The following is a 17,835-nucleotide window of genomic DNA, read 5'->3' as shown; positions in this document are numbered from 1 at the left end:
CGCCGTGCACTTCGTGCCGGGCGGACTCCGCGTGGAGCGGGGAGCCCGCCGAGCGGGGAGCTTGCCGCCCCAGTACTGATGGCACCTCCCGCGGACGGGGCGGCAAGCAGGCGGCTCACACCGTCAGCAGTCCCGGAGTTCGGGCGACTGGTTGAGCAACTGGCTGCGCACCGAGGTGAAACGGGCCAACGTCTCGTCGACCGCGGCGTCCAGAGGGAACACCGCCACCCGATGGCAGTTCTGGAAGGCCAGCCGCACACCGAAGTGCCGCTGCAGCGCGCCGCGTATCGCGTCACTCGCGAGCGCACGCAGCAGCTGACCGCGTGCCTGCTCGTCCGGCGGGGGCGTCTGGTTGTCGGCGAACTCTCCGCCGTCCACCTTCAGCTGGGCCACCAGGGAGCTGATCATCTCCCATGCGTAGGGCAGGGAGGTCCGGACGCAGTCGACGAAATCGGCTTCGTCGACCTCGCCTCGCTCGGCCTGTTCCAGTAGGGCCGGTGAGACGTCGAGCGACATGGGTTCTCCTCTCGCACCCCTGCTGTGCGGGGGTTGCCGGACAGGTCAGGGAGTTCGCGATGACGGACACGCTGAGTACACATGCCGCGACCTCCCGTTCACTACCGTAGGCAACGGTCGGTGACGGCACCAGCAGAATGCGTACATGGGCCGATCGGATTGAGCACACAATCGGCCAGGGATGAACAACTCTTTACACGGCAAGCGGGACGAGCCGTCCCGAAGGCGGCCGGCGGGGGCGAGGCGGGGCCGACGGGCGGATCGCGGGCACCGGGGCGCGTCGAGTAGCGTTGCCGACCATGCGTCTCGTCATTGCCCGGTGCTCCGTCGACTACGCCGGACGGCTCACCGCCCACCTTCCCTCCGCTCCCCGTCTGATCCTGGTCAAGGCGGACGGCAGCGTCTCGATCCACGCGGACGACCGGGCCTACAAGCCCCTCAACTGGATGTCTCCGCCCTGCACGCTCAAGGAGGAGACGGGGGACTCGGACGGCTCCGCGGGCGTCTGGACCGTCATCAACAAGGCGGGCGAGAAGCTGATCATCACGATGGAGGAGGTGCTGCACGACTCCTCGCACGAACTCGGCGTGGACCCCGGCCTGATCAAGGACGGCGTGGAGGCACACCTCCAGGAACTGCTCGCCGACCGCATCGAGACGCTCGGCGAGGGCTACACGCTGATCCGCCGCGAATACATGACCGCCATCGGCCCGGTCGACATCCTGTGCCGGGACGCGGCGGGACAGACCGTCGCCGTCGAGATCAAGCGGCGCGGCGAGATCGACGGCGTGGAGCAACTGACCCGCTATCTGGAGCTGTTGAACCGCGATCCGCATCTCGCCCCGGTCCGCGGCATCTTCGCCGCCCAGGAGATCAAGCCCCAGGCCCGGGTCCTCGCCACCGACCGCGGCATCGGCTGCCAGGTGCTGGACTACGACGCGCTGCGGGGCATCGAGGACGACAAGCTGCGGCTGTTCTGACGGGCACGCGAGAGCGCGCGGCGGGCCGGGTCCGGGGCGGCGGATCCGGCCCGCGGCGCGTCAGATGACGGACTCCGGGCCGCCCGGCGAGCCCGTGCCGTCCGGTGCGCTCGCCGAACTGCTCGCCGAGGCCGGCGCGCTGGAGGCGGGGCCGCTGGCCGAGTCGGACGTGGACGGCGAGGACTCCGGCGGCTGCGAGGTCGGCGACTCGGAGGGCGGCGGCTGCGAGGCCGACGGAGTCGTGGGCGGTGTGGACGTCGGCGGCCTGGACGTCGGCGGTTTCGATGTCGACGGCTCACCGGCGGGCGGCTTGGACGGGGAACCCGACGAGCCGTCATCGCCCGGCGGCCGCGTCCCGGTCGGGTCGTCCGACGGCCCGGTCGTGGCCGCGGACGAGGGCGGTGTCGGGTCGTCGGAGGTGCCGAACGTGCCGTCGGGGCCCGGGTCGGTGGGCCTGCTGGTCGCCGTGCCGGTGTCGCCGATGTCGCCGGTGTCGCTCTTGGGCGTGTCCGCGCCCGGAGCGCCGTCGTCGGCGCCCTGCCCGGCCGACGGGTTGACGTCGGCCTTGCCTGACGGGTCGTCGGCGCTGTCGTGGGACGTCATGCCGAGCGTCACCACCGTGCCGAGCACGGCCGCGAGCAGCGCGCCGGAACCGGCGGCCACCAGGTTGCGCCGGGCCAGCCGGCGCAGCCCGCCCCGCGGCCCCGGCGCGGACGCCGGGCCCGGGGCAGCGATCCGGCGGGTGACGACCGTGTCGCCGGTCGGTGGGAGAGCGGCGGCGAAGCCGGCGGGGACGCCCGCGCCGGGCGGCGGGGCGGGCTCCTCACGCCGGGCGGCAGATGCTTCCTCGCCCGTGCCGGCACCGCCCCCGGGCGCATCGCCGGCGCGGTCGGCGACCAGGGCGAGGGCGCGCCGGCCGGCCACGGCGCCCCGCTTGTCGGCGAGGGCGCCGTGCAGACCGATGGACGCCTCCAGTTCGGCGCGGGCCCGGTCCAGTTGACCGCCGCACAGCGCGAGGACCCCCAACTCATGGTGGAAGTACGCCTGTTCGGCCACGTCCCCGGCGATCCTGGCGGCCTCGGCACCGGATCGCAGCGCCCGTTCCCAGGCGCCCCAGTGCAGCCCCGAGGCGAAGGCGGGCGCGGCCGTGCGGGCGAGCCCGACGGCCGGGCTCTCCTCGTCCTCGGCGCCCGGCGGGGTCCGCGGCACGAGAACGGCCAGCGCGGCGAGCACGGCGTCGGCCTCGGCGCACACCCGCTCGGGCGTGACGGAGGGGTGACCGGCCCACCACGTGTAGTGCCGGGCGGCCGTCAGGGCCTCGGCGGCCAGGTCGTCGGCGTACCCGGCGGCCTCCAACTGGGTCTGTACGCCCGCCGCGAGGCGGTAGCGGGAGCCGACCGGGGAGACCAGTCCGCAGGTCGCGAGTTCGCCGAGCGCGGCGTCCGCGTGGGTGTCGCCGACCAGGGCGGGCAGATGCGCCTGGTGCGGCACCTCGCCGCCGAGGGCGACGGCGAGCCTCAGGGTGGCGCGTGCCGATGCGCTCAGCCGGGAGGCGAGCAGCGGCGCGGGCGCCGCCGCCTCGCCGAGCGACGGCAGGGGCACTTCCTCGCCGTCCTCGGCGTCCGCGTCGAAGGACGCGGGGCCGCCGCCCGGTTCGGCGGACGCCGGCAGCGAGGAGGCGGGCCGTACGTCCTCGAAGACCCCGAACTCGTCCACGGCGCCCGCGCTGGCCCGCAGCCGGTCGCGCTGGCGCAGCAGGGCGCCGGCCTGGACGAAGCGCAGGGGCAGCCCTTCGGACTCGAACCAGAGGTCGCCCGCCCAGTTGGCCTCCTCCTCGGTGAGGACCCGGCCCGCGGCGCGCTCCAGCAACTGGACGCCGCCGGCCCGGTCGAGGCCGCCGAGGAAGACCTCCTCGACGGTGGAGTCGGCGGACGGTGCGGGCACCTCGGGGGTGGCGCCGATCAGGAACGCGCACTCGGGGGTGGCGCCGATCAGCTCGTCGAGGGCGGCACCGCCGAACTCGATGTCGTCGAGGACGACGACGGCGCCGATCTCGGCGACCAGGCCGAGCAGTTCGTCCCGCTCGGGCCGGTACCCGGGCGCGTCGTACACGGCGTGGAAGAGGTCGTGCAGCACCTCGCCCGCCGTGCGGTGGAAGCCGCTCAGCCGGACCACGCCGTCGGGGGCGAGGTCCGCGCAGTCCTCGGCGACGAGATCGAGCAGAGCGGTGCGGCCGGACCCGGAGGGCCCGGTGAGGCGTACGGAGCGGCCGCGGGCGAGCAGCCGCACCAGGCGGTCGCGCTCGTCCTGCCGTTCCAGCAGCGGCAGCGCGGGCCCGGCGGGTCCCGGCGGCACGGGCGGCCGTGCGGCGCGCTCGGACTCGGCGCGCTCGGCCGCGGTGAACTTCACGGGCCGGCCGGGCCGCTCCCCGGGCGGGCAGGGCTCTATCTCGCTGCCGTCGACGGGATTGACCGTGAGCATCAGGTCACCGCAGACGAGCCGCACCGTGCGGGCGAGTGCGGGTGTGCTCTGGCCGAAGTCCGGTGTGAGGGATTCCCGGGGCGGACGCGGGCGCGGCGGGTGGCCGGTGCCTTCGTGGCCGTGGTCCTCGGGTCCCGGGTTGATCGGGTCCATGGGTTCAAGCCCCCCAAAAGCGTCGTGTGCCCCTGTCCGGCCCCTGCCGGCCTGCTGCACACCGCGCTGTCGCCTCTGGTCCGGGCCCGCTTGAGGGTCGTATGGCAGCGGGCGACCGAACCTTAAACCTTGGCACAGTATCTACGACAGGCCGGGGTACCGGTGGGCCCGAGACGTCACGGTCCAGTGAGGATTGCGCACGACGTGCGGTTCCAGGGGCTGCGCCCGGGTCTTTCCCCCCGCCCGGTGCATGCCCCGTCGCGGTGTCACACCCGGGGCGGGGACTCGACGCCGAGGCCGCCCTCGATGGCCAGGATCCGGTGCAGCCGGGTGGCGACGAGCAGCCGCTGCATCTGGGGCGGTACGCCGCGCAGCACCAGGCGGCGACCGCAGCGGCCGGCCCGCCGGTGCACCCCCATGATCACGCCGAGCCCGGTGGCGTCCCAGGAGTCGAGTTCGGACAGGTCGAGGACCAGGTCGCCGACGCCGTCGTCGACGGCCGAGTGCAGGACCGTACGGGCGTCCGCCGCGCTGCGGACGTCGAGGCGGCCCCCGACGACCAGCTCGGCGTGGTCGCCCCTGATGTGCATAATGCGCTCCCCGTGAGTGCGGCGGCGTACTCCGTGACGGTGCTGTGCACCGTCTGACTGCTTCAGCGGCGACCAGGTTGCCGTCTGTCAGCGAACCGAGACCGAATTCACCCCTGAGGGTGATACCTCGGGGGTCGGTGCGGTCTCGGCGGGGCTGCCCGATCCGAGGTCGGCCGGAAGGTCAGTAGGTGTAGAAGCCCTGCCCGCTCTTGCGTCCGATGTCACCGGCGTCAACCATCCGGCGCATCAGCTCCGGCGGCGCGAACTTCTCGTCCTGCGACTCGGTGTAGATGTTGCTGGTGGCGTGCAGCAGGATGTCGACGCCGGTGAGGTCCGCCGTGGCGAGCGGGCCCATGGCGTGCCCGAAGCCCAGTTTGCAGGCCAGGTCGATGTCTTCGGCGGTGGCGACGCCCGACTCGTAGAGCTTGGTCGCCTCGACGACGAGCGCCGAGATCAGCCGGGTGGTGACAAAGCCGGCCACGTCCCGGTTGACGACGATGCAGGTCTTGCCCACGGACTCGGCGAACTCCCGTGCGGTGGCGAGGGTTTCGTCGCTGGTCTTGTAGCCGCGGACGAGTTCGACCAGCTGCATCATCGGCACCGGCGAGAAGAAGTGCACGCCGACGACCCGTTCCGGGCGCTCGGTCACCGCCGCGATCTTGGTGATGGGGATGGCGGAGGTGTTGGAGGCGAGCACGGTCTCCGGGCGCACCAGTTTGTCGAGCGCACGGAAGATCTCGTGCTTGACATCCAGCTTCTCGAAGACGGCCTCGACGACGACGTCGGCGTCGGCCGCGGCGTCCAGATCGGTGGTGGCGGTGATGCGGGCGAGTGCGGCGTCGGCGTCGTGCGCCTCCATCCTGCCCTTGCCCACGAACTTGTCGTACGAGGCCCTGATCGCGTCGGTGCCACGCCGCACCGCCTCGTCGGTGACGTCGCGCAGGACCACGTCCCAGCCCGCCTGCGCGGAGACCTGGGCGATGCCGGACCCCATGAGACCGGCCCCGATGACGGCGAGCTTCCGTGCCACTCCGACTCCCCTTACGCACTGTTCGGATTGCCTCTTCGGCGGACCCTAGCAGTGCCCGTACGGGGCTGTGCGGCCGGTGATCGGCGATCCTCCTCACAGTCCGGAACGGGACGATTCCGGCTCCCCGCGCCTCCCGCACCTCCGTGCCGGAGCGATGCCGGCGGGCCCGGGGCCGGCCGCCGCGCGCCGGCCACGCCCTCGGCACGCGGGGAGGCAGCGTCTAGATTGGCCACATGGTCAATCTGACGCGCATCTACACCAGGACCGGCGACCAGGGCACCACGAACCTCGGTGACATGAGCCGGGTCGCCAAGACCGACCTGAGGATCGCCGCGTACGCCGACGCCAACGAGGCGAACGCGGTGCTGGGCACGGCGATCGCGCTGGGCGGTCTCGACGCTGAGGTCGTCGAGGTCCTGACCCGGGTGCAGAACGACCTGTTCGACGTGGGCGCCGACCTGTCGACCCCGGTGGTGGAGAACCCCGAGTTCCCGCCGCTGCGGATCGAGCAGTTCTACGTCGACCGGCTGGAGGCCGACTGCGACCGCTTCAACGAGCGGCTGACGAAACTGCGCTCCTTCATCCTGCCGGGCGGCACCCCCGGCGCCGCCCTGCTCCACCACGCCTGCACGGTCGTCCGCCGCGCGGAACGCTCGACCTGGGCGGCCCTTGAGGTGCACGGCGACACCATGAACCCGCTCACCGCGACCTATCTCAACCGGCTGTCCGACCTGCTGTTCATCCTGGCCCGCACGGCGAACCAGGAGACCGGCGACGTGCTGTGGGTGCCGGGCGGGGAACGCTGAGCGCTCCGCTGGGCATGCCGCGATACGCCGTCGGTCGTCTGCGGCGCCGTTGTGGCTGGTCGCGCAGTTCCCCGCGCCCCTTCGGGGCGCTGATTCAGCGCGGCTCGGCGGGTGCCCGCTTGGGGAACAGGGTGTAGCTGGCGGCGATCACCACGTTGATGCCGATCAGCCACACCATCCTCAGCTGCCAGTCCCGCAGTGATCCCGTCCCGCCGTCGGAGCCGACGTACCAGATCGCGGCCTGCAACAGCGCGATGGCGACCGCGGAGGCGAGGATCCAGCGGCCCGCGGTCCGCCACTCGTGGACGGCGCGGGCCATGCCGTACCTGGGCGGCTTCACCGGCGGCGGCCCGCCCGCGAAGCGATGGGCGACCCGGGCGTCGGCCCACTTGATCGTGGCGTGCCCGAGGCCCACCGTGAAGCCGATGTAGACGGCCGCGAGACCGTGCCGCCAGTCCGGTTCCGCCCCGTTCTTGAGGTCGATCGCCGTGACGGTGAACAGCACGACCTCCAGCAGCGGCTCGCACAGCAGCAGTGCCAGGCCGGTGCGCGGCATCCGCAGCAGGTACCGGAAGGCCAGCCCGGCCGCCAGCAGCACCCAGAACGCCACCTCACAGGCGATGATCAACCCGACGATCATGGTTCGCTCCCCTCGCTCACCCCTCCAGGCTCTCCTCCGGGACCGCCCGTTTCCTCGTCGCCGGCGACGAACTCGCGGTACATCGAAAGATGCAGTCACGGACCCTCCCCCGGAGGCAGGCGGGCCGCCCGCGGGCCGTGTTGGATGGAGCCATGGCCCCGACCCCGCCCCTGCCGCACCGCGACGACCTGCGCATCGCGGTGGGCGGTTGGCTGGGCGGGCTGCTGCTGTGGGCGGTCGGCATCTTCCCCAGGACCGTCTCGGACGACCTGGTGGTGTGGCCCGGGTACTGGGCGCCCCTGGTGCCGCTGGCCGTGACGGCGGCCTGCGAGCCGCTGCGCCGCACCCGGCCCAGCCTGGGCCTGCTGATCGGCACGGCCGCGGTGGTCGCGGACCTGCTGACCCGGGGCAGCATCGCCACGATCGTGCTCTACACGGACCTGGTGTACGCGGCGGTCCTGTACGGCACGCCCGCCGCCGCCCGCCGCATCCCCTGGATCACCGGGCTGCTCACGGTGCTCGGCGGGGTGGTGCCGGCGGCGCTCTGGCGCGATCCGCAGGGGATGCTCATCGGAGTCGGCGTGGGCGTCGTCGCCTTCGCGCCGGCCGCGACCGGCTGGGTGGTGCGCAACCACCGGGACGCGGCCGAGGCGGCGCGGCTGCGCGCGGAACAGACCGCGCTGCTCGCCGAGATGGACCGCGCCCAGGCCGTCACCGCGGAACGGGCGCGGATGGCACGCGAGTTGCACGACCTGGTGGCCAACCATCTGTCCGCCATCGCCATCCACTCCACCGCCGCGCTGTCGATCGACGATCCCGGCACCTCCCGGGAGGCGCTGGGGGTGATCCGGGAGAACAGCGTCGAGGGGCTGGCCGAGATGCGCCGGCTGATCCGGATCCTGCGGGACCACGACGACGGCGAGCCGTTCGCCACCCCCACACTGGACGGCCTGGGCACCCTGGTCGACGGGGCCCGCGCCAACGGCCTCGACGTCACGCTCGACAGCGGCCACGGCCGGGTCCCGGCCCCCGTGGAGCTGGCCGCCTACCGGATCGTGCAGGAGTCCCTGACCAACGCGCTCAAGCACGCGGGTCCCGGCCGGGTCACCGTCCGCCTCGTCCAGCAGGGCGGCGTCCTGGACGTGCGGGTGAGCAGCCCGTACGGCCGTCCGCAGGGCCCGCGGGCGCCCGGCTCCGGCGCCGGCCTGATCGGGATGCGGGAACGGGCCGTGCTGCTGGGCGGCGGCTTCGAGGCCGGCCCCGAGGGCGCCGTGTGGACCGTGCGCGCCACCCTTCCCGTGACCGAAGGAGACCCCGAATGATCCGTGTTCTGGTCGCCGAGGACCAGTCCGCCGTCCGCGCCGGGCTGGTGCTCATCCTGCGCAGCGCGCCCGACATCGAGGTGGTGGGCGAGGCGGCGGACGGCGAGCGGGCGGTGGAGCTGGCCCGGGAGCTGCGGCCGGACCTGGTACTGATGGACGTTCAGATGCCCCGCAAGGACGGGGTATCGGCGACCCGCGAGGTCGTCGGGGAGCGGCTGGCCGATGTGCTGGTGCTGACCACGTTCGACCTCGACGAGTATGTGTTCGGGGCGCTGCGGGCCGGGGCCGCCGGGTTCCTGCTGAAGAACACCGAGGCGAGGGATCTGCTGACGGCGGTGCGCACGGTGGCGCGCGGGGAGGGGATCGTCGCTCCTGCGGTCACCCGGCGGCTGATCGCCGAGTTCGCCGCCGGGCCGGTGCGCGGTTCGACGGCCGATCCGGCGGTGCTCGAGGCGCTGACGCGGCGGGAACGTGAGGTCCTGTCGTGCCTGGGCGAGGGGCTGTCCAACGCGGCGATCGCGGAGCGGCTGGCCATGGCCGAGGCGACCGTGAAGACCCACGTCAGCCGTCTGCTGGCCAAGCTGGAGCTGCGCAGCAGGGTGCAGGCCGCGGTGCTGGCGCAGGAGTTGGGGATCTGACCGACGCACCCGTAGTGGTCCAGACCTATTGACCCGTGGTCCAGACCTTTCTATTCTCGCGGCACTGTGGGCGTGAAGGCTCAGTCACACCCCGACACCCCGGTCACCGGTTCTGGCGCCCTGGTGGCCGACAACAGAAGAGGAGGCGCGCGATGCGCTTCAGACACAGAGCCGCGGCAGGGTTCGCGACCCTGTTGCTCCCCCTCGCCGGACTGGTCGGCCTCGCCGGTCCCGCCCAGGCGGCCGACACCGCCACGGCCACCTACGCCAAGACCCAGGACTGGGGAACCGGTTTCGAGGGCAAGTGGACCGTCAAGAACACCGGTACCACGACCATCAACTCCTGGACCGTCGAGTGGGACTTCCCCTCCGGTACGTCCGTCACCTCCGCCTGGGACGCGGACGTCACATCGTCCGGCACCCACTGGACCGCCAAGAACAAGTCCTACAACGGCACCCTCGCCCCGGGCGCCTCGGTCTCCTTCGGCTTCAACGGCGCGGGCTCCGGCTCCCCCGCCAACTGCAAGCTGAACGGCGGCAGTTGTGACGGCACCACGGTACCCGGCGACAACCCGCCGTCCGCACCGGGCACCCCGACGGCCTCCGGCATCACCGACACCTCGGTGAAGCTGTCCTGGTCGGCGGCCACCGACGACAAGGGCATCAAGAACTACGACGTCCTGCGCGGCGGCGCCAAGGTCGCCACCGTGACGACCACCTCGTACACGGACACCGGCCTGACCGCGGGCACCGACTACTCCTACACCGTCCGGGCCCGTGACACCGCCGACCAGACCGGCCCGGCCAGCGGCGCGGTCGCCGTGCACACCACCGGCGGCACCACTCCCCCGCCCACCGGCGACAAGGTCAAGCTCGGCTACTTCACCGAGTGGGGCATCTACGGCCGCAACTACCAGGTCAAGAACCTGGTGACGTCCGGCTCCGCGGCCAAGATCACGCACATCAACTACGCCTTCGGCAACGTCACCGGCGGCAAGTGCGCGATCGGCGACTCCTTCGCCGACTACGAGAAGGCCTTCACCGCCGACCAGTCGGTCAGCGGCGTCGCCGACACCTGGGACCAGCCGCTGCGCGGCAACTTCAACCAGCTGCGGCAGCTGAAGGCCAAGTACCCGAACCTCAAGGTGCTGTGGTCCTTCGGCGGCTGGACCTGGTCCGGCGGCTTCACCGAGGCGGCCAGGAACCCGGCGGCCTTCGCGCAGTCCTGCTACGACCTGGTCGAGGACCCGCGCTGGGCCGACGTCTTCGACGGCATCGACATCGACTGGGAGTACCCGAACGCCTGCGGCCTGAGCTGCGACAGCAGCGGGCGTGACGCCTTCAAGAACCTGATGTCGGCGGTGCGGGCCAAGTTCGGCGCCAAGAACCTGGTCACCGCGGCCACCACGGCCGACGGCTCCTCCGGCGGCAAGATCGACGCCACCGACTACGCGGGCGCCGCGCAGTACGTCGACTGGTACAACGTGATGACGTACGACTTCTTCGGCGCCTGGGCGGCGCAGGGCCCGACGGCCCCACACTCCCCGCTCACCTCCTACAGCGGCATCCCGACCGCCGGCTTCACCGCCGCCGACGCGATGGCCAAGTACAAGGCGCAGGGCGTACCCGCGAAGAAGCTGCTCCTCGGCATCGGCTTCTACGGACGCGGCTGGACCGGGGTCACCCAGGACGCCCCCGGCGGCACGGCCACCGGACCGGCGGCCGGCACCTATGAACAGGGCATCGAGGACTACAAGGTGCTCAAGACGTCCTGCCCGGCCACCGGCACCGTCGCGGGCACGGCGTACGCGAAGTGCGGCAACAACTGGTGGTCGTACGACACCCCGGCGACCATCGCCACGAAGATGGCGTGGGTCAAGACACAGGGTCTCGGCGGCACGTTCATGTGGGAGTTCAGCGGTGACACCGGCAACGGTGAGCTGGTGAGCGCCATCAACAGCGGCCTGTCGTAAGGCCGCCCGCAAGAAGGTTCGCCGGAACAACGCGCGGTGAGCGGCATTGACGCTCACCGGGACCTCGTCCGGGACCCCACCCAACGGGTGAATGCGGCTCAGGCCACATTCACCCGTTGGCCGGGCGGGGCAGCCTCAAGCCACGCGAGGAAACCGGTCAGCGCGTCGTCGCTCATGGCGAGTTCGAGGCGGGTGCCACGATGGGCACAGGCCAGGATCACCGCGTCGGAGAGCAGGGCCAGCTCCTCCTCGCCCTCCGGGACCCGGCGGCCGGCCACCTCGATCGCGGAACGCTCCAGGACCCGCCGCGGGCGGTAGGCGTAGGAGAAGACGCGGTACCACTCGATGCGGTCGCCGTTGTAGCGGGCGACGCCGTAGCTCCATCCCTTGCCGCTGGTGTCGGGTTTCTCCGGCACGTCCCAGCGCAGCGAACAGTCGAACGTCCCCCCGGAGCGCTGGATGAGCCGGCGTCGCAGTCCGAACAGGAACAGCCCCACCACCACGAGCGCTACCACGACTCCGCACACAGTCAGAGCGAGGACCATCGGCACCGACCTCCTCGTCTCCTAGGTAACGGAACGGAAAAATCACCCACATCTGCCTCAGCCGCGGTGGGTACCGGATTGCTCCGGTACCCACCGCGGCTGAGTGACGTCATCGCACGACGCTCCCCCAGAGCCTAGAGGACTGGGAGGCGTCCTCGGTCAGCGCGTCGTCGCCGCACGCAGGCGGACGTCCGCACGCCGCTCGGCGACGGCATCGCCTTCCGCCTTGGCGCGCTCCAACTCCCGCTCCACGCGCTGGACATCGATCTCGTCCGACAGTTCGGCGATCTCGGCCAGCAGCGACAGCTTGTCGTCCGCGAACGAGATGAAACCGCCGTGCACCGCGGCGACGACCGTTCCACCATCACTCGTACGGATGGTCACCGGGCCCGACTCCAGCACACCGAGCAGCGGCTGGTGACCGGGCATGACGCCGATGTCGCCGGACGTGGTGCGCGCGACGACCAGGGTGGCCTCACCGGACCAGACCTTACGGTCGGCGGCGACCAGCTCGACGTGCAGCTCAGCAGCCAAGGGGGGCTCCTCGGGTCACCACCCGGCCAGGGTGCCGGGTGTGGGGTCAATTCTAATGGGCTCTCATGGGCGCGGAGAGAGGGGCTGGACCCCACCCCCGCAAGGGTTGGATCCGCGCCCCTCTCGGACGAGCACGGGGCTCAGGAGACGCCCAGCTCCTTGGCGTTGGCCTTCAGGTCCTCCAGGCCACCGCACATGAAGAACGCCTGCTCGGGGAAGTGGTCGTACTCACCGTCGCAGATCGCGTTGAACGCGGCGATCGACTCGTCGAGCGGCACGTCCGAGCCGTCCACGCCGGTGAACTGCTTGGCGACGTGGGTGTTCTGGGACAGGAAGCGCTCCACCCGGCGGGCCCGGTGGACGACCAGCTTGTCCTCCTCGCCCAGCTCGTCGATGCCGAGGATCGCGATGATGTCCTGGAGGTCCTTGTACTTCTGCAGGATCGTCTTGACGCGCATCGCGGCGCCGTAGTGGTCCGGCGAGATGTAGCGCGGGTCCAGGATCCGGGACGTGGAGTCCAGCGGGTCCACGGCCGGGTAGATGCCCTTCTCGGAGATCGGACGGGAGAGCACCGTCGTCGCGTCGAGGTGGGCGAAGGTGGTGGCCGGGGCCGGGTCGGTCAGGTCGTCGGCGGGGACGTAGATCGCCTGCATCGAGGTGATCGAGTGACCGCGGGTCGAGGTGATGCGCTCCTGAAGGAGACCCATCTCGTCGGCCAGGTTCGGCTGATAGCCCACCGCGGACGGCATGCGGCCGAGCAGCGTGGAGACCTCGGAACCGGCCTGCGTGAAGCGGAAGATGTTGTCGATGAAGAACAGCACGTCCTGCTTCTGGACGTCACGGAAGTACTCGGCCATGGTGAGGCCGGCCAGCGCGACGCGCAGACGGGTGCCCGGGGGCTCGTCCATCTGACCGAAGACCAGGGCGGTCTTGTCGATGACGCCCGAGTCGGTCATCTCCTCGATGAGGTCGTTGCCCTCACGGGTGCGCTCACCGACACCGGCGAACACGGAGACACCGTCGTGGTTGTTGGCGACACGGTAGATCATCTCCTGGATGAGCACCGTCTTGCCTACGCCGGCGCCGCCGAACAGGCCGATCTTGCCGCCCTTGACGTACGGGGTGAGCAGGTCGATGACCTTGACGCCCGTCTCGAACATCTCGGTCTTCGACTCGAGCTCGTCGAAGTTCGGGGCCTTGCGGTGGATCGGCCAGCGCTCGCCGTCGTAGGTCTCGTCGACGTTCAGCACCTCACCGAGGGTGTTGAACACCTTGCCCTTGGTGAAGTCGCCGACGGGGACGGAGATGGCGGAGCCGGTGTCCGTCACCGGGGCCTGGCGGACCAGACCGTCGGTGGGCTGCATGGAGATGGTACGGACCAGGCCGTCACCCAGGTGCTGGGCGACCTCCAGGGTCAGCGTCTTCCTCTCGCCCTCGTTCGCCGGGTCGGCGACGTCCACGTGCAGGGCGTTGTAGATGTCCGGCATCGCGTCGACGGGGAACTCCACGTCGACGACCGGGCCGATGACCCGGGCGACGCGGCCCGTAGCCGTCGCGGTCTCAACAGTGGTGGTCATTAGCGGTCACTCCCCGCGGTCGCGTCGGCCAGGGCGCTCGCGCCACCGACGATCTCGCTGATTTCCTGGGTGATTTCGGCCTGGCGGGCCGCGTTGGCAAGCCGGGAGAGCGTGTTGATCAGCTCGCCCGCGTTGTCGGTGGCCGACTTCATCGCGCGCCGCGTGGCGGCGTGCTTCGAAGCGGCCGACTGGAGCAGCGCGTTGTAGATACGGCTCTCCACGTAGCGCGGCAGCAGGGCGTCGAGGACGTCCTCCGCCGAGGGCTCGAAGTCGTACAGCGGAAGGATCTCGCCGCTGGGCCGCTGCTCCGCCACCTCGTCGAGGCGCAGCGGCAGCAGCCGGGCGTCCAGCGCCGTCTGCGTCATCATCGACACGAACTCGGTGAAGACCATGTGGAGTTCATCCACACCGCCGTCCGCCGTGTCCTGCTCGATGGCCGCGATCAGGGGCGCCGCGACCTTCTTGGCGTCCGCGTACGTCGGCTCGTCGGTGAAACCGGTCCACGACTCCGCGACCTTGCGCTCACGGAAGTGGTAGTGGGCCAGCCCACGACGGCCGACGATGTACGTGTCGACCTGCTTGCCCTCGCGCTCCAGGCGCTCGGTCAGCTGCTCCGCCGCCTTGATGGCGTTGGAGTTGAAGGCGCCGGCCAGACCGCGGTCGCTCGTCAGCAGCAGGACCGCGGCACGGGTCGGGTTCTCCGCCTCCGTGGTGAGCGGGTGCTTGGTGTTCGAACCGGTGCCGACCGCCGTGACCGCGCGGGTCAGTTCCTGCGCGTACGGCGTGGAGGCCACCACCTTGCGCTGCGCCTTGACGACGCGCGAGGCGGCGATCATCTCCATCGCCTTGGTGATCTTCTTGGTCGCGGTGACGGATCGGATGCGACGCTTGTAGACCCGGAGCTGGGCTCCCATGAGTCAGGTCCCTTCCTTACGTCACTTGGCGGCAGCGGCCGGAGCGTCCTCGCCGAGCAGCTTGCCGTCGGAGGTCTCGAACTGCTTCTTGAAGTCCGCGATCGCGTCGGCAACGGCCGTCAGCGTGTCGTCGGACATCTTGCCGCCCTCCTTGATGGAGGTCATGAGGCCCTGCTCCTTGCGGTGCAGGTACTCAAGCAGCTCCTTCTCGAAGCGGCGGATGTCGGCGACCGGCACCTCGTCCATCCGGCCGGTGGTGCCGGCCCAGACGGAGACGACCTGGTCCTCGGTGGCCATCGGCTGGTACTGGTCCTGCTTCAGCAGCTCGACCATGCGCTGACCGCGCTCCAGCTGGGCCTTGGACGCGGCGTCCAGGTCGGAACCGAACGCGGCGAACGCCTCCAGCTCACGGAACTGGGCGAGGTCCACGCGGAGCCGGCCGGAGACCTGCTTCATCGCCTTGTGCTGGGCGGAGCCACCGACGCGGGACACCGAGATACCGACGTTCAGGGCCGGGCGCTGACCGGCGTTGAACAGGTCGGACTCCAGGAAGCACTGGCCGTCGGTGATGGAGATGACGTTGGTCGGGATGAACGCCGACACGTCGTTGGCCTTGGTCTCGACGATCGGCAGACCGGTCATCGAGCCGGCGCCCATGTCGTCGGAGAGCTTGGCGCAGCGCTCCAGCAGCCGGGAGTGCAGGTAGAAGACGTCACCCGGGTAGGCCTCACGGCCCGGCGGGCGGCGCAGCAGCAGGGACACGGCACGGTAGGCGTCGGCCTGCTTCGAGAGGTCGTCGAAGATGATCAGGACGTGCTTGCCCTGGTACATCCAGTGCTGGCCGATGGCCGAGCCGGTGTAGGGCGCCAGGTACTTGAAGCCGGCCGGGTCGGACGCCGGGGCGGCGACGATGGTCGTGTACTCCAGCGCGCCGTTCTCCTCCAGCGCGCGGCGGACCGACGCGATGGTGGAGCCCTTCTGGCCGATGGCGACGTAGATGCAGCGGACCTGCTTGTTCGGGTCGCCGGTACGCCAGTTGTCGCGCTGGTTGATGATCGTGTCGACGGCCAGGGCGGTCTTGCCGGTCTGGCGGTCACCGATGATCAGCTGGCGCTGGCCGCGGCCGATCGGGGTCATCGCGTCGACGGCCTTGTAGCCCGTCTCCATCGGCTCGTGCACCGACTTGCGCTGCATGACCGTGGGGGCCTGCAGTTCGAGGGCACGGCGGCCGTCGGTCTCGATCTCGCCGAGGCCGTCGATCGGGTTGCCGAGCGGGTCGACGACGCGGCCGAGGTAGCCCTCGCCGACCGCGACGGAAAGGACCTCACCGGTGCGCTGCACCGGCTGACCCTCCTCGATGCCGCTGAACTCACCGAGGACGATGGCACCGATCTCGCGCTCTTCCAGGTTCAGCGCGAGGCCGAGGGTGCCGTCCTCGAACTTCAGCAGTTCGTTGGCCATGGCCGAGGGCAGGCCCTCGACCTTCGCGATGCCGTCGCCGGCAAGGGTGACCGTACCGACCTCCTCGCGCGAGGCCGCGTCCGGCTTGTACGACTGGACGAAGTTCTCCAGCGCGTCCCGGATCTCCTCCGGCCGGATCGTGAGCTCCGCCATCTGGGTTCCCTGCTCTCCTTGTTGGGCCCGAAGTTTCACTTGGGGGGATGGGGACTCCCCCCATCTGGAGGTGAATCCTCTGCACGGCCCAACCAGGGCCGCCATCAGTACGTACTGCTTGTTGAGTTGCTGCTAGCCCGCCATGCGGCGGGCGGCGTCCTCCAGCCGGTCCGCGATCGAGCCGTTGATGACCTCGTCGCCGACCTGCACCCGGATACCGCCGACGACCGCCGGATCCACATCGAGGTTGAGGTGCATCGTGCGGCCGTAGAGCTTCGCCAGGGCGGCGCCCAGGCGCCGCTTCTGGGTGTCGCTCAGCGGTACCGCCGAGGTGACGACGGCGACCGTGCGGTCCCGTCGCTCGGCGGCGAGCTTGGACAGGGATTCGATTCCCGCTTCCAGGCTACGTCCACGCGGCGCGGTCACAAGGCGCGTCACCAGACGCTCGGTGGTCGCGTCGGCCCGGCCCCCGAGCAGCCGGTGCAGCAGCTCGGTCTTGGCCGAGGTGCCGGCGCCGCGGTTGGTGAGCGCGGCACGCAGCTCGGTGCTGGAGGAGATGATCCGGCCGAACCGGAACAGCTCGTCCTCCACGCTGTCGAGCCGGCCCACCCGCTGCGCGGCCGTGAGGTCGGCCACATCGGCCAGCTCCTCCAGCGCGTCCACCAGGTCGCGCGGCTGCGACCAGCGGGAGCGCACCATACCGGACACCAGGTCCGCGGCAGGGCCGCTGATCTGGCCGCCGACCAGGCGCCGGACCAGCTCGGCCTTGGCCTCGCCGGGCTGCGCCGGGTCGGTGAGGACCCGACGCAGCGACACCTCGCGGTCGAGCAGCGCGGTGACGGCCGCCAGCTCGTCGGCGAGCCGCGCCGCGTCCACGGACGTGGCGTCCGTCAGCGCGTCAAGACGCTCACGTGCGGCTGTCAGTGCCTCGCGGCTCGCTCCGTTCATCGCGCCGCCTCGGCCTTCTGGTCGAGCTCGTCGAGGAAGCGGTCGATGACGCGGCTCTGCCGGGAGTGGTCCTCAAGGGACTCGCCGACGAGCTTGCCGGCCAGTTCGGTGGCGAGCTTGCCGACGTCCTGGCGCAGCGCGGCCGAGGCGGCCTTGCGGTCGGCCTCGATCTGGGTGTGACCGGCGGCGACGATCTCCTCACGCTGCCGCTGGCCCTCGGCGCGCATCTCGGCGATGAGCGCGGCACCCTGCTCCTGCGCCTCCTGGCGCAGCCGCGCGGCCTCGTGCCGGGCCTCGGCGAGCTGGGCCTTGTACTGCTCAAGGACGCTCTGGGCTTCGGTCTGCGCGGCCTCGGCCTTCTCGATACCGCCCTCGATGGCCTCGCGGCGCTGCTCCAGAACCTTGTTGATGTTCGGAAGGAGTTTCCGGGCGAGGAAGCCGAAGACGATGACGAAGGCGAGCAGGCCGATGACGAGCTCGGGGATCGGCGGGACGAGGGGGTTTTCCATCTCCTCGGCCGCCAGAATGAGCATCGGGCTCATGTCAGTGCCTTTCGTCTAGGGGGCTGTCGCTG

General features: G+C 71.0%; 17 protein-coding genes. 5 read left to right on the top strand and 12 right to left on the bottom strand.

From position 1 onward, the window contains the following. Positions 1–123: 123 nt before the first annotated feature. Positions 124–516 (bottom strand): SCO5389 family protein, encoded by a 393-nt coding sequence (locus ACIRFL_RS10110; protein ID WP_404026052.1) that lies wholly within the window; start codon positions 514–516, stop codon positions 124–126. 299 nt (positions 517–815) lie between these two features. Between ACIRFL_RS10110 and nucS the strand changes: the two genes are divergently transcribed. After that, positions 816–1,496 carry an endonuclease NucS gene (nucS, locus tag ACIRFL_RS10105; protein WP_404026049.1) on the top strand — a complete coding sequence of 227 codons (681 nt, stop codon included), beginning with the start codon at positions 816–818 and terminating at the stop codon, positions 1,494–1,496. A 60-nt stretch (positions 1,497–1,556) separates the two neighbouring features. On the opposite strand, the gene ACIRFL_RS10100 is transcribed toward nucS, so the two are convergent. From ACIRFL_RS10100 to ACIRFL_RS10090, 3 genes are all read right to left on the bottom strand, one after another. After that, positions 1,557–4,130: an ATP-binding protein gene (locus tag ACIRFL_RS10100; protein ID WP_404026048.1), complete on the bottom strand. Its 2,574-nt coding sequence runs from the start codon at positions 4,128–4,130 to the stop codon at positions 1,557–1,559. Positions 4,131–4,396: 266 nt separating this feature from the next. Then, a complete protein-coding gene (locus ACIRFL_RS10095; RefSeq protein WP_404026045.1) occupies positions 4,397–4,720 on the bottom strand; it encodes an STAS domain-containing protein in 324 nt (107 codons plus the stop codon). A gap of 181 nt (positions 4,721–4,901) precedes the next feature. Further along, positions 4,902–5,750 carry a 3-hydroxyacyl-CoA dehydrogenase family protein gene (locus ACIRFL_RS10090; protein ID WP_404026043.1) on the bottom strand — a complete coding sequence of 283 codons (849 nt, stop codon included), beginning with the start codon at positions 5,748–5,750 and terminating at the stop codon, positions 4,902–4,904. 233 nt (positions 5,751–5,983) lie between these two features. On the opposite strand from ACIRFL_RS10090, the gene ACIRFL_RS10085 reads away from it, so the two are divergent. Beyond that, the gene (locus tag ACIRFL_RS10085) at positions 5,984–6,556 is read left to right on the top strand and encodes a cob(I)yrinic acid a,c-diamide adenosyltransferase (RefSeq protein ID WP_404026041.1); all 573 of its coding nucleotides are present in this window, start codon (positions 5,984–5,986) and stop codon (positions 6,554–6,556) included. A gap of 94 nt (positions 6,557–6,650) precedes the next feature. Here ACIRFL_RS10085 and ACIRFL_RS10080 read toward each other — a convergent pair whose 3' ends face one another. Then, a complete protein-coding gene (locus ACIRFL_RS10080) occupies positions 6,651–7,196 on the bottom strand; it encodes a hypothetical protein (protein WP_404026040.1) in 546 nt (181 codons plus the stop codon). Positions 7,197–7,348: 152 nt separating this feature from the next. Between ACIRFL_RS10080 and ACIRFL_RS10075 the strand changes: the two genes are divergently transcribed. From ACIRFL_RS10075 to ACIRFL_RS10065, 3 genes are all read left to right on the top strand, one after another. Further along, a complete protein-coding gene (locus tag ACIRFL_RS10075; protein ID WP_404026039.1) occupies positions 7,349–8,518 on the top strand; it encodes a sensor histidine kinase in 1,170 nt (389 codons plus the stop codon). After that, positions 8,515–9,156, top strand: coding sequence for a response regulator (locus ACIRFL_RS10070; RefSeq protein WP_404026038.1), 642 nt, complete (start codon positions 8,515–8,517; stop codon positions 9,154–9,156). Before ACIRFL_RS10075 ends, ACIRFL_RS10070 begins: the two co-directional genes overlap by 4 nt. Before the next feature lie 152 nt (positions 9,157–9,308). After that, a complete protein-coding gene (locus ACIRFL_RS10065; protein WP_404026036.1) occupies positions 9,309–11,129 on the top strand; it encodes a glycosyl hydrolase family 18 protein in 1,821 nt (606 codons plus the stop codon). Positions 11,130–11,227: 98 nt separating this feature from the next. On the opposite strand, the gene ACIRFL_RS10060 is transcribed toward ACIRFL_RS10065, so the two are convergent. The 7 genes from ACIRFL_RS10060 to ACIRFL_RS10030 all read right to left on the bottom strand — a co-directional run bounded on the left by ACIRFL_RS10060 (position 11,228) and on the right by ACIRFL_RS10030 (position 17,803). Beyond that, the gene (locus tag ACIRFL_RS10060) at positions 11,228–11,674 is read right to left on the bottom strand and encodes a DUF2550 domain-containing protein (RefSeq protein WP_404026034.1); all 447 of its coding nucleotides are present in this window, start codon (positions 11,672–11,674) and stop codon (positions 11,228–11,230) included. A 159-nt stretch (positions 11,675–11,833) separates the two neighbouring features. Beyond that, positions 11,834–12,208 carry a F0F1 ATP synthase subunit epsilon gene (locus tag ACIRFL_RS10055; protein WP_351739899.1) on the bottom strand — a complete coding sequence of 125 codons (375 nt, stop codon included), beginning with the start codon at positions 12,206–12,208 and terminating at the stop codon, positions 11,834–11,836. 140 nt (positions 12,209–12,348) lie between these two features. Beyond that, positions 12,349–13,785 (bottom strand): F0F1 ATP synthase subunit beta, encoded by a 1,437-nt coding sequence (gene atpD, locus ACIRFL_RS10050; RefSeq protein ID WP_404026032.1) that lies wholly within the window; start codon positions 13,783–13,785, stop codon positions 12,349–12,351. After that, positions 13,785–14,699 (bottom strand): F0F1 ATP synthase subunit gamma, encoded by a 915-nt coding sequence (locus ACIRFL_RS10045; RefSeq protein ID WP_404026030.1) that lies wholly within the window; start codon positions 14,697–14,699, stop codon positions 13,785–13,787. The genes atpD and ACIRFL_RS10045 overlap by 1 nt, the downstream gene beginning before the upstream one ends. A gap of 21 nt (positions 14,700–14,720) precedes the next feature. Then, positions 14,721–16,313, bottom strand: a complete 1,593-nt coding sequence (gene atpA, locus ACIRFL_RS10040; protein ID WP_404026027.1) for a F0F1 ATP synthase subunit alpha — start codon at positions 16,311–16,313, stop codon at positions 14,721–14,723. A gap of 132 nt (positions 16,314–16,445) precedes the next feature. Beyond that, complete coding sequence (locus tag ACIRFL_RS10035) at positions 16,446–17,261, bottom strand: F0F1 ATP synthase subunit delta (RefSeq protein WP_404026025.1); 816 nt, start codon at positions 17,259–17,261, stop codon at positions 16,446–16,448. Further along, positions 17,258–17,803, bottom strand: coding sequence for a F0F1 ATP synthase subunit B (locus ACIRFL_RS10030; RefSeq protein WP_404026023.1), 546 nt, complete (start codon positions 17,801–17,803; stop codon positions 17,258–17,260). The genes ACIRFL_RS10035 and ACIRFL_RS10030 overlap by 4 nt, the downstream gene beginning before the upstream one ends. Positions 17,804–17,835: the final 32 nt, after the last annotated feature.

Source organism: Streptomyces sp. NPDC102462 (assembly GCF_044765425.1).
GTDB lineage: Bacteria > Actinomycetota > Actinomycetes > Streptomycetales > Streptomycetaceae > Streptomyces.
The sequence above is the reverse complement of the archived record's forward strand: the minus strand, read 5'-3'. Positions and strand labels throughout refer to the sequence as shown.

Excerpts from the sequence above, each read along its gene's own strand:
- ACIRFL_RS10110 (WP_404026052.1), bottom strand. The coding sequence starts at position 516 with ATGTCGCTCGACGTCTCACCGGCCCTACTGGAACAGGCCGAGCGAGGC.
- nucS (WP_404026049.1), top strand. The coding sequence starts at position 816 with ATGCGTCTCGTCATTGCCCGGTGCTCCGTCGACTACGCCGGACGGCTC.
- ACIRFL_RS10100 (WP_404026048.1), bottom strand. The coding sequence starts at position 4,130 with ATGGACCCGATCAACCCGGGACCCGAGGACCACGGCCACGAAGGCACC.
- ACIRFL_RS10095 (WP_404026045.1), bottom strand. The coding sequence starts at position 4,720 with ATGCACATCAGGGGCGACCACGCCGAGCTGGTCGTCGGGGGCCGCCTC.
- ACIRFL_RS10085 (WP_404026041.1), top strand. The coding sequence starts at position 5,984 with ATGGTCAATCTGACGCGCATCTACACCAGGACCGGCGACCAGGGCACC.
- ACIRFL_RS10080 (WP_404026040.1), bottom strand. The coding sequence starts at position 7,196 with ATGATCGTCGGGTTGATCATCGCCTGTGAGGTGGCGTTCTGGGTGCTG.
- ACIRFL_RS10075 (WP_404026039.1), top strand. The coding sequence starts at position 7,349 with ATGGCCCCGACCCCGCCCCTGCCGCACCGCGACGACCTGCGCATCGCG.
- ACIRFL_RS10070 (WP_404026038.1), top strand. The coding sequence starts at position 8,515 with ATGATCCGTGTTCTGGTCGCCGAGGACCAGTCCGCCGTCCGCGCCGGG.
- ACIRFL_RS10065 (WP_404026036.1), top strand. The coding sequence starts at position 9,309 with ATGCGCTTCAGACACAGAGCCGCGGCAGGGTTCGCGACCCTGTTGCTC.
- ACIRFL_RS10060 (WP_404026034.1), bottom strand. The coding sequence starts at position 11,674 with ATGGTCCTCGCTCTGACTGTGTGCGGAGTCGTGGTAGCGCTCGTGGTG.
- atpD (WP_404026032.1), bottom strand. The coding sequence starts at position 13,785 with ATGACCACCACTGTTGAGACCGCGACGGCTACGGGCCGCGTCGCCCGG.
- ACIRFL_RS10045 (WP_404026030.1), bottom strand. The coding sequence starts at position 14,699 with ATGGGAGCCCAGCTCCGGGTCTACAAGCGTCGCATCCGATCCGTCACC.
- atpA (WP_404026027.1), bottom strand. The coding sequence starts at position 16,313 with ATGGCGGAGCTCACGATCCGGCCGGAGGAGATCCGGGACGCGCTGGAG.
- ACIRFL_RS10035 (WP_404026025.1), bottom strand. The coding sequence starts at position 17,261 with ATGAACGGAGCGAGCCGCGAGGCACTGACAGCCGCACGTGAGCGTCTT.
- ACIRFL_RS10030 (WP_404026023.1), bottom strand. The coding sequence starts at position 17,803 with ATGAGCCCGATGCTCATTCTGGCGGCCGAGGAGATGGAAAACCCCCTC.